Raw genomic sequence first — 10,396 nt, forward strand, 5'->3', positions numbered from 1 at the left:
GGGACGCACCCCCAAGCAACCGGGCAGGACGTAGGCGGCGCCCGGCGGCCTATTCGACGGCCCGGCGATACCCGTCCAGCGCGGCCGCGGCCATCCGTTCCGGCGTAAACCGCGCGGCGCGAAGAGGCCCCTCCCGGCGCGCCCGCTCCCGGAAGTCTCCGTCTGTCAATACGTGAATCAGGCCCTGCTCGATTGCGTCCACATCGCGGGGATCCACGTGATGCGCCGTGCCGCCGGCTACTTCCGCCAGCGCGGCGTCGGTCGATGCAAGGGTTGGTGTGCCGCATGCGAGCGCTTCAAGCACGGGTATGCCGAAACCTTCATACAGGGATACGTAGGCGAAGGCGTCCGCAGCCGCGTAGATCGCGGGCAGGTCCTCGCGCGGGACGTAATCGGTGAAGATCAGGCGGTCCTGGAGGTCGAGGCGGGCGATGGCGTCCACGGCTTCCTGGTAGAGCCAGGCGCGCTTGCCTGTAATCACGAGCGCGTGGTCCAGACCGTGCCGCTGCAGGCGCGCAAACGCTTGCGCCAGACGGACGAGGTTCTTGCGCGGCTGAATCAGCCCCACGTACAGGACGAAACGCGCGGGCAGCCGGTATTTCCTGCGAACGCGATCCAGCAGTTCCGGGTCTGCGGCGGGACGGAAGGCCATGTCCACGGGCGGTTGCACGAGGTCAAAGCGGTCTTCCGGGATGCCGTAGCGCGTCTGGATGTCTCGCTGGACCGCGCGGGTCAGCACGAAGATGCGCGCGGCGTGCCGGACCGTGAATGGCGTGAGCGCGCGCAGGCGGCAGCGGTCGGCCAGCGGCATCGTGCCGGGGAAATGAAAAGCCACGAGGTCGTGTAGGCTGACCACATAGGGGCAGGGCCGCCTCAGAGGAGCCGTGTACTGGATATGCACGAGGTCGAGCCGGACCTGCCTGCAGAGCCGCGGCAGCACGTACAGCATCCGTTTGTAAGAGGAGCGCGTGGGCAACGGGAACGCAGGAAAGGGGAGGCCTGGTTCCTGGTGGCCGGGGTTCAGAAAGACCGCGATATCCGCGTCGGGCGCGTGTGCGGCGAGGGCCTGAACCAGCGCGCGCATATAGGTCTCGTTCCCGCCCGCGCGTGTGCCCAGTACGTGCGCGTCTATGCCGGTTTTCATGGCGGGCGTCCCCGCTTTCACGCGCGCGGTTCGGGGAAATAGTGCGCCTCGATGAGGCAGCACAGCGCGTGCCACAGCGCGATATGCGCTTCCTGCACGACTTTGGTCGTGCCGCCGGGCGCGCGAATCGCCACATCGGCGCACGCGGCCATGCTGCCGCCCTTCGGCCCCGTCAGCGCGATAGTCACCGCCTCGTGCGCTCTCGCGACGGACATGGCCATCAGGCAGTTGCCCGCGTTGCCGGAGGTCGAAATGGCCAGCAGCACGTCGCCGGGCCGGACCAGCGCGTTCAATTCCTGCGCAAAGGCGATGTCGCGCAATGGGCAATCGTTTTCAATAGCCGTTTTCAGCGAGCCATTGAAGCCCAGGGCGTGCGCGCGCAGGCCGGCCTCAAGATGGGCGGCCAGGTCTTCGCCGCAAGGCAGGCCGGCGAGGCGCGCGGCGATGCCGGGAGGCAGGGGGCGCTTGCGCTCGAAGCTCTTGCAGAGCTCGCCCACGATGTGCATGGCGTCCGCGTTCGAGCCGCCATTGCCGCAGGTGTACAGGGTGTTGCCGCCGTCGTAGCAACGCGCGAGCGCGGCGTGCGCGTCGAGTAGCGCCGCCGCGCAGCCGTCCAGGTCGGGCCTGCGCCGCAGCATGTCGTCGAGGATGTCCTGTTCTATGGGAGAGAGGGCCGGCTTCACGCTGTATTCCTTTTCGTCAGGCTGCGCCGCATACGGAGCAACGCAAACGCGCACCGCTCTTGAGGCGCGTCTTGGCCGCGGACGGCATAGAGGCGGCACGGGCCGTTCTTTCAGAACAAGGTGCGGTGCTGAGAGGCATGGTAGCACGCCGGACCACCCTGCGGCATATCGGAAATCAGGAGGCAGCCGGGAAATGCGCGATTGCGCGGCAACACATGCGGAGCCGGCGCTTCCGCCCTACCGGGCGAAGGTACGAAGCTTCTACGAGATGCGCTGGTACAACGGCTACGTGTATTTCGGGGCGACGAACGCGCTGGCCTTGAGCGCGATGGCAGGCGCGGCGCGGCTGCTGGAAAACGTCCGTCTCCTGGAATGGGCGATGCTGCCTGTGGCGTTCCTCGCGGCCAACCTTGTCGAATGGCTGGCGCACCGGGGGCCGATGCACCGGCGCACGTGGTGGATACCGGTCTTGTTCGATCGCCACACGCTGGTGCATCACGTCTATTTTCCCCATGACGACATGGCCGTGCGCGGCCACCGCGAGTGGCTCTACGTGCTGTTTCCCGCGTTTGCGGTCGCCTTGGTTTTCGCCACGGCGGCGCCGCTTGCCCTGCTTGCGGGCCTGCTGTTCGGAAAGAACGCCGCTTGCCTGTTCTTTATCGTCGCCGTGGGCTACTACCTGCTCTATGAATGGCTGCATCTGGCCTATCACCTCCCGGAATCGTCGTGGATAGGCCGGTTCCCCGTTATTCAGTTCTTGCGGCGCCATCATCTGGCTCACCACCATCCGCATCTCATGCTGCGCTACAACTTCAATATCACATTTCCCGTCTGGGATTACGTGCTGGGCAGCGTATACCAAGAACGCGGGGAGCCGTGAGACTCCCGCGTAATGCGGGCATGAGGCGCGGCGTGATATCCTCTTACCGGAACCGCAATATCATATGGAATCGAGGGCTTCGTGAAAGCTTGTATCCTGTACGGCATCGGCGACCTGCGGTATGAAGAAGCGCCCACGCCCTTCCCCGGCGCGGGCGAGGTACTGCTGCGCGTAGGCGCGTGCGGCATATGCGGCTCCGACATTCCCCGCATCTTCTCCAAGGGAACGCACCGCTTCCCGCTTATTCCCGGGCATGAACTGGCGGGCACGGTTGAGACCGTGGGCGCCGGGGTCGACGGCTCGTGGGCGGGCCGCCGGGCGGCCGTGTATCCGCTGATCCCGTGCCGCCGCTGCGCGGCGTGCGAAGCGGGCGCGTATGCCCAATGCGCGGATTATGACTATCTGGGCTCGCGCTGCGACGGCGGCTTTGCTGAACTGGTGCGTGTGCCCGCATGGAACCTGCTCCCCGTTCCGGAAGGCATGCCGCTGCAGGAGGCGGCGATGGCCGAACCGGTGGCGGTGGCGCTGCACGCGCTGCGACGGGCCCGGCTCGAAGCGGGCGACACGGTGCTGATTACGGGCGCGGGCCCGATCGGCTTGCTGCTGGGCCAATGGGCGCGGATCTTCGGGGCCGGCCGCATCCTGATGACCGACATTGACATCGGCCGGCTGCGTTTCGCGCGGTCGCTCAAATTCGACCACCTGCATGACGCGGGTCAGGGCGACACGGCGGCGTGGGTGCGGCGCAAAACGAACGGGCGCGGCGCGGACGTGGCCGTCGAGGGCACAGGCGTCTCCACCGCGTTTGAGCAGTGCGTCCTGGCGGCGCGCACGTTCGGCCGCGTGGTCCTGATGGGCAATCCCCTGGGCGCGATGACATTGTCTCAGGACGCGTACTGGGCGGTGCTGCGCAAGGAGCTCGAGGTGGCGGGCACATGGAACTCGGTTTACGCGGAACTGCCGCGCAACGAATGGAAGCTCGCGCTCGAGCATATGGCGGACGGGCGGATTGAGGCCGGGCCTCTGATCACGCATCAGACGCCGTTGGACCGGTTGCGCGAGCATTTGGAGATGGTCCGGGACAAGAGGGCCTTTGCGTGCAAGGTCATGTGCGTCAACCATGGCTAAGTCGCCCGTGCAAAACCATGGCCCCGCTTTTTTCGCGAGGATGACACCAATGCCATGGAAGCGCCTTTGGGAAGACGTTTCCCCGGCTGCTTGTTGTTTACAGCATATTGGGGACTTGGGCGGTTTTCGAGGCGCCGCGCCCCGATCCGCCGGGAGATGCCGGTATGAAGAAGAAACAGGGTGATCCCATCTGGGACGCCATTCGCGCGGAGGCGACGGAAGACGCGCGCGTTGAGCCGATGCTGGCCAGTTTCCTGCACAGCGTTGTGCTCAATCATAAGACGCTCGAGGACGCGCTCAGTTTCCAGCTTGCGGGCAAGCTCGAGAGCCACACGCTGTCGGCAGTGACGCTGCGGGACCTTATCGACGAGGCCCTGAATAACGACGCGGGCATCGGCGAGGCGTTCCGCTCGGATATCCTGGCCGTGCTCGAACGGGATCCCGCCTGCACGAAGTACTCGACGCCGCTCCTGTATTTAAAGGGGTTTCACGCGCTTCAGGCCTACCGCGTCGCGCATTACTACTGGAACTGCGGCCGGAAACCGCTCGCATTGTTCTTGCAGAGCCGCATTTCCGAGGTGTTCGGCGTCGATATCCATCCCGCGGCGAGCGTCGGCAGGGGCATCCTTATCGACCACGCGACGAGCGTCGTAATTGGCGAAACGGCCGTCGTGTCGGATAACGTTTCGATGCTTCATGAGGTGACCCTCGGCGGAACGGGCAAGGAAAAGGGCGACCGCCACCCGAAGATCCGCGAGGGCGTGCTCATTTCCGCCGGGGCCAAGATTCTGGGCAACGTCACAGTCGGTGAAGGCGCGAAAATCGGTTCCTGCGCCGTCGTGCTGATGGACGTCGACCCGCATACGACAGTCGTAGGCGTGCCCGCCAGGCCTATCGCGGGCATGCTGCACGGACAACCCGCGCTCGAAATGGACCACCGTATCTGGATGAATTCGGAGAACCGCGAATAAGGCCGCGGGAGGGCCATGCCGGGACCTCCGGTGATTCGTCAGTGCGTGGGGAGCAAGACGACGTAGGTCGGCAGGCCCATGACGCCGAAGTATTCCATAACCTCGCTGGCAGGCATCGCGCCCGGGTCTTCCGCCTGGTACTTGATCTTCACGTAGCCGTCGAGCCGCTGCAGGACCGCGTCATTCTTGAGCGTGGACGTGTTCATGGCGAGGCAGTTCTTGCACCACGTTGCCCAGAAGTCGATAAGTACGGGCTTTTGCTGGTCACGTGCGCGGGCGAGGCCCTGTTCCAGCGAAGAGCCCCAGCCGTCTTCGTCCGAGGCCGCAACACTGGCGGCGACGGCATCGCGGTCGACGAAATAGCGGTCATTGAAGCCGGTCGCCGCGTGATAGCCGTAGTAGGCGGCAAATGCGAGAATGAACACGCCGAAAGCCTGCTTCACGCGCACCATCCACATGCCGGGCCTGGGCAAGAAGGACAAACCCGCACCCGCGAAGGGCCAGGGCAGCGCCATGCCGACGCCGAGCAGAAACGGCAGCAACAGGGCCGCCTTCATGCCGGTGTTGTAGAGGTCCTGGGCGTAGACGATGGTATAGATGACGACGGGCGCGACGCACGCGCCGGCCAGCAGCGCCGACACAGCGCCCATGAAGAACGCGATGCCGAAGCTGCGTTTTTCGTTGCCGCGCACGCCCACTTTCGCTTGATACTTCGTGAAATCGATTTGAATGATGTCGAACATGGCCAGACCGAGGAGAAGGAACAGGACCGCAATGGCCCCGTTGAACCACGGGCTGGCGTTAATGGAGCCGAACACGCTCGAAAGCCCGAGCACGACGGCCAATCCCAGCAGGCCGTAAACGACGGCGATGCCGAGACCGTACGCGCCGCCGAGCGCGAACCCGCGAGCCTTAGACCCCGCGCGGGCGCCCGCCCCGATAATCGCGATGTTGATCGGGATCAAGGGCAGCACGCACGGCGTAAGGTTGAGCATCAATCCCCCGCCAAGCACGAGCAGCAGGACCAGCCAAACGCTCCGGCCCGCGAAGCCGCCTGTGCCGGCCTCGCCTCTCTCCGCGCGGTCAATGAACGCCAGGAAAGAATCCGCCTCGTGAAAACCGAATTCGCTGCCTGCGACGGTGAATTGGTCCGCCAGGCTGCGCCAAGGCGCGGCGGATGACACGGTTTCGGCGTTGCCCGTTTCCGGCGCGGCGGGCGTCGCCACGGTTGGAGTCCCGGCCGGCGCGGCGGGGCCTTGGCCCGCGCTCCCGGTCCGGACCGGGATGCTTACCTTGAGTTCGCCGGGGAACGCGCAGACCTTGTCGTTGCAGGGCTGGTATTTCAGGCGGCCCGTGACGGCATATGCGCCCGCGGCGGCTGTTTCGGCCACGCGCAGCCGCGCTTCGATTGTGAATTCTTCCCCGTAGACCTCGATCGGGGTGGGCTGGAAATCGGGCTGGAACATCTGCGACTTGGGATAGACGACGTCTTCCACGGAGATGCCGTCCGGCGGTTCGAGCGCGAGGTCGGTGGCGTAGGTGTTCGGGTCCTTCGGCGCGTGGGCGTTCACGTGCCAGCCTTTCTCGATGCGGAAGATCAGCAGTGCGCGCACCTGCCCGCCGGGCGCGACGCTCTCGGGTTCCATCTTGACGCTGTATTCGAGTTTTGGGCCGCGTTGCGCCCAGACAGGTACGGCGCCCAGCGCGAACAGGATGCCGCAGATAACCAATGCTGCAAAGTTTCGCATAGTCTCTCATTCCCAATGACCAGCAACCAACACCGTCACGGGCACCCTGTTACCAGGACAGATGCCCGCCCTTTCCCCGGCCGCCCGGGATTATGGCATCCCCCAAAACAGGAATACCATTACGCTGCGCGCGGGTCACAAGCGTTCCCCCGGTCTTCGCTAGACAACACGCACCGCCTGCTGCTTCATTCCGCAACGAGACCAGGGTGGAGTGCCCGAGCGTATCCTTCCGCACGGCAAACAACGCCACAGGCGGCGGATACGCGGGACCATAAATGTGGGCGGCGGCGCGGCACGTCCCCGCCATCCCTGGAAGTGGCATTCCGGCCTGTCTTTCCGGCTCGCGCGTCGTGGCATGGACATCCTGCCCATGGTCTTGAATCACGCACCATGCGCCCGTGGCACCCGTGCGCTTGCGTCTTCTCCGCGGTCTTCTCATGGAAGAACATGGGGGGCCGGATAGCCGCGAAACAGGCGTGTAACGAATTCCGGGTTCGTGGGTAGAATGGGGCGTTGCGGGGCGATTGAGAAGCCCCGAAAGAAGAAAGATCAAATGGAGGATAGGACAATGGATTGGCTGGAAGATCTCTGGAATGCGATCGTCGACTTTTTCACGGGTATCTGGGACGGGATCGTCGATTTGTTCGACGGCATCTTTTAGCCCGGGTATGCGTGACGACCGCATGTGACACGCGGGCATCGGGCGCGGCGCGCGCCTGATGCCTGAAAACCGGGGGCCCTGAAAGGGGTTGCCCGGTTACAAAAAGACGCTACCAAGAATCATAGGCGCTATAACGGACGCCGCCGCCCACCCGCCTCCCTCCCCCTCTGGGCGACGGCGTCCCCCTTTTCTTGCGGCTAGATACTCTCAGGAGGAGCGCCCGGCTTCGCGGTGTCTGGTGTTTCCAGAGCGCCTTCAAAGTAGGGGTGGAACTCCCGTGGCAGCGCGCGGTAGTCGAGGCCGGCCACGGTGCCGTCGAGGTCGCGGGAATTGTAGGTATTCAAAAAGAGGACGTGTTTGCCGCGCAACCGCGCCGCGTCCGCCATGACCGCCGACAGCGCCTTGCCGGTATAGGTGTGGTCGAGCGCGAGCCCCGCCGCGTCGCGAATGGCCCGGATAGCTTCCTCAACCTCGGGCGTGATCACGCCGTAACCCGGCCCGAAGAATTCGTGACGCAGCGCAAAGTGCTCTCCCGGAAAACCGGAGAGCGGGAACGATGCGTCGTGCCGATGCAGCAGGTGATTGGTTTCCTCATACAGCGCGCGCGCCTTGGCTTCGCTTGCCAAGCTGGGTTCCGTTACGCGGATGGCCATGACCGATGCGTGCATTTGCGCTGCCTGCAGACCGAGGGCCAGCCCGACGCCGGTGCCGAGTGTCCCGGCGGCGAGATAGATCACGTCGGGTGCGGGCAGGTCGCCCGCGGCTGCCTGCGCGTGCAGTTCCAGCGCCGCGTTCACGTAGCCCAGCGCGCCAATGGGCGAAGAACCGCCGGGCGGGATAATCATGGGCGGCCGGCCATCGCTGCGCCGCCGCCGGTCCACCACGGAGGCGACGGCGGCATCGAGGCGGTCCTTGTCCGGACACAGGTGAAGTTCGGCGCCCACGGTGAGGCTCATGAGCAAATTGCGCCGTACGGCGGGCGCGTTGGGCTGGGGCACGAGCATCGAGATAGCGTCCATGCCGAGCCGCCGTGCGTAGATTGCCGTAGCCAGCGCGTGGTTGGAGCCGGCCCCGCCAAAGGTCATCACGGCCCGGCAGCCGTCGCAACGCGCGCGGCCCAGGAGAAACTCGAGCTTGCGCACCTTGTTGCCGCCGTACTCCAGCGCGGTGAGGTCGTCCCGCTTGACGTGAAAACTCGCCGCGCCAAGCAGGGACTCGAAACCGGGAACGCGCGCGACGGGGGTGGGCAGCGTGGCAAACCGTTCCAGCGGCAGGGGTTCCCGTAATCCGGGATAAGCTTCAAGCAGCGGGCGCATGACGCCGGCATTCCTCTCATACTTCTCGTTTGCGCGCGCCTTGCCCGCAAGACCATTCCGCGCAACGGCGCAACGCATGTGGGAAGCATACCATGTTCCATCGGACGCGCCCAATCGCGCGTTTGTGGTGTCGCGCCATTACGGCGCCAGTTGGGCGCTTGTGGCGGCGTTTCGGAGTCCGAGTCGCGGCGCCGCACGAGAACGTGGTAAGATTACGGCATTACACCCAGAGCATTACGGGGATACAAGCACCGCGGAAGTTCCGCCATCCCGGCGGCTAGCTTGTCTGCTGCGTCTTTGAAACGAGCGTAGCTCAAATCACCACTATGCAAGTCCTCAATCTGCGCATTATTGCAAGGACCCTGAGCATCATTGCGGCGGGTTCCGGCGTGGCTTTCCTGCCGTCCATCGGCTGGGCCGCGTACTACGCGGAATGGTGGACGATTCCCCCCATTTTCGCCGCTTCCTGCATCGCCTGGACTGTAGCCGCCCTGCTCTACGGGATTGGAAGGAAGGCGGACAACCAGTTGTATCAGCGCGAGGCGCTGGTTATTGTCGTGTTCAGTTGGGTGCTTTCGGGCGTGCTCGGCGCGCTTCCTTTCGTGTGCTCGGGTCTGCTCGAGCCGGTGGGCGCGGTCTTCGAGTGCGTGTCGGGCTACACCACGACGGGCGCCAGTGTCGTAGACAACCTCGCGGAATGGCCGCACAGCCTTCTCTTCTGGCGTTCGTTCACCCACTGGCTCGGCGGCATCGGCATTGTGGTCATGTTCATGGCCATCCTGCCGTATCTGGCGGCCAGCGGCAAGCTGTTGTTCATGACCGAATCCTCCGGGCCGGACCCCCGCGGGTTGCGGCCGCATCTGCGCGACACGGCACTGGTGCTGCTCCAGATATACATCGTCCTGACCCTGCTCAACACGGCGGCCTATCTTCTTACGGGCAAGATGGACCTTTTCGACTCGCTTTGTCATGCGTTCGGCACGCTTGCGACGGGTGGTTTTTCCACGCGCCAGGAAAGCATTTATTACTATCAGAGCTTGCCTGTCGAACTGGTCACGATTCTGTTCATGGTCTGCGGCGCGTCGAGTTTCGGCCTGTATCTGGCGTTGGTCCAGGGCGACCGGCTTGCTTTCTTCCGCAGTACGGAATGGCGCGCCATGATTGGCGTCCTGGCCGCCGCGACGCTGCTTGCGGCGACGAACGTGGCCGGGTTCTGGGGCGCGGCGCCGGCGGGGCAGCCCGCGCTGGAGACCCAGGAGTCTCCCGGTTTCTGGCACAGCCTCCGCGTTGCGGCATTCAGCGTGACCTCGCTTATGACCAACACCGGCTACGTTACCGAAGACTACGATGCGTGGCCCTTCTTCTCGCGCATGCTGCTCGTCGTGGTCATGTGCATCGGCGGTTCGGCGGGGTCTACGGCGGGCGGCATGAAGGTTGTCCGGATCGTGATGGTATTCAAGATGCTGCGCAACCGGCTGGAACGCCTGTTCCGGCCGTATACGGTGCGCGCGCTGCGCGTGGACAACGAGGTCATCGATGACACCGTGCAGCGCAACGTCCTGCTGTTTGTCCTTGCCTATCTCCTGTGTCTGGGCGGGTGTTCGCTGGTGATGTCCGCGTTCGGCCTGCCCTTCGACTCCGCCGTATCCGCCGTGGCCACCTGCATGAGTAACACGGGGCCCGGCCTGGGCCTGGTCGGCGGCATGGAAACCTGCTCCATCGTGCCGCCCGGCGGCCAGGTTTTCCTTGTCTTCTGCATGATCCTCGGCCGATTGGAAGTACTGGCCGTCCTGGTCCTGTTCATGCCGGGATTCTGGCGCTCAAAGTGAAGGGCCCTTTCCGCCGGGCCACGCTGGTGTTCGACC

At 64.8% G+C, this 10,396-nt stretch carries 8 protein-coding genes; 4 read left to right on the top strand and 4 right to left on the bottom strand.

Going from position 1 to position 10,396, the window contains the following annotated elements:
- Window positions 1–49 precede the first annotated feature (49 nt).
- Window positions 50–1,144, bottom strand: a complete 1,095-nt coding sequence (locus tag KA184_15255) for a glycosyltransferase family 4 protein (GenBank protein MBP8130934.1) — start codon at window positions 1,142–1,144, stop codon at window positions 50–52.
- 17 nt (window positions 1,145–1,161) lie between these two features.
- Window positions 1,162–1,827: an SIS domain-containing protein gene (locus KA184_15260; GenBank protein ID MBP8130935.1), complete on the bottom strand. Its 666-nt coding sequence runs from the start codon at window positions 1,825–1,827 to the stop codon at window positions 1,162–1,164.
- A gap of 193 nt (window positions 1,828–2,020) precedes the next feature.
- On the opposite strand from KA184_15260, the gene KA184_15265 reads away from it, so the two are divergent.
- The 3 genes from KA184_15265 to cysE all read left to right on the top strand — a co-directional run bounded on the left by KA184_15265 (window position 2,021) and on the right by cysE (window position 4,806).
- Complete coding sequence (locus tag KA184_15265; GenBank protein ID MBP8130936.1) at window positions 2,021–2,707, top strand: fatty acid hydroxylase; 687 nt, start codon at window positions 2,021–2,023, stop codon at window positions 2,705–2,707.
- Between the two features lie 69 nt (window positions 2,708–2,776).
- Complete coding sequence (locus tag KA184_15270; GenBank protein ID MBP8130937.1) at window positions 2,777–3,835, top strand: galactitol-1-phosphate 5-dehydrogenase; 1,059 nt, start codon at window positions 2,777–2,779, stop codon at window positions 3,833–3,835.
- 164 nt (window positions 3,836–3,999) lie between these two features.
- The gene (gene cysE / locus KA184_15275; protein ID MBP8130938.1) at window positions 4,000–4,806 is read left to right on the top strand and encodes a serine O-acetyltransferase; all 807 of its coding nucleotides are present in this window, start codon (window positions 4,000–4,002) and stop codon (window positions 4,804–4,806) included.
- A 38-nt stretch (window positions 4,807–4,844) separates the two neighbouring features.
- Here cysE and KA184_15280 read toward each other — a convergent pair whose 3' ends face one another.
- Both KA184_15280 and KA184_15285 read right to left on the bottom strand, forming a co-directional pair.
- Window positions 4,845–6,554, bottom strand: coding sequence for a thioredoxin family protein (locus tag KA184_15280; protein MBP8130939.1), 1,710 nt, complete (start codon window positions 6,552–6,554; stop codon window positions 4,845–4,847).
- An 858-nt stretch (window positions 6,555–7,412) separates the two neighbouring features.
- Window positions 7,413–8,531, bottom strand: a complete 1,119-nt coding sequence (locus KA184_15285) for a pyridoxal-phosphate dependent enzyme (protein ID MBP8130940.1) — start codon at window positions 8,529–8,531, stop codon at window positions 7,413–7,415.
- A gap of 326 nt (window positions 8,532–8,857) precedes the next feature.
- On the opposite strand from KA184_15285, the gene KA184_15290 reads away from it, so the two are divergent.
- Window positions 8,858–10,360 (top strand): TrkH family potassium uptake protein, encoded by a 1,503-nt coding sequence (locus KA184_15290; protein MBP8130941.1) that lies wholly within the window; start codon window positions 8,858–8,860, stop codon window positions 10,358–10,360.
- Window positions 10,361–10,396: the final 36 nt, after the last annotated feature.

It is taken from the genome of Candidatus Hydrogenedentota bacterium, assembly GCA_018005585.1.
In the GTDB taxonomy this organism is placed as follows: Bacteria; Hydrogenedentota; Hydrogenedentia; order Hydrogenedentales; family JAGMZX01; genus JAGMZX01.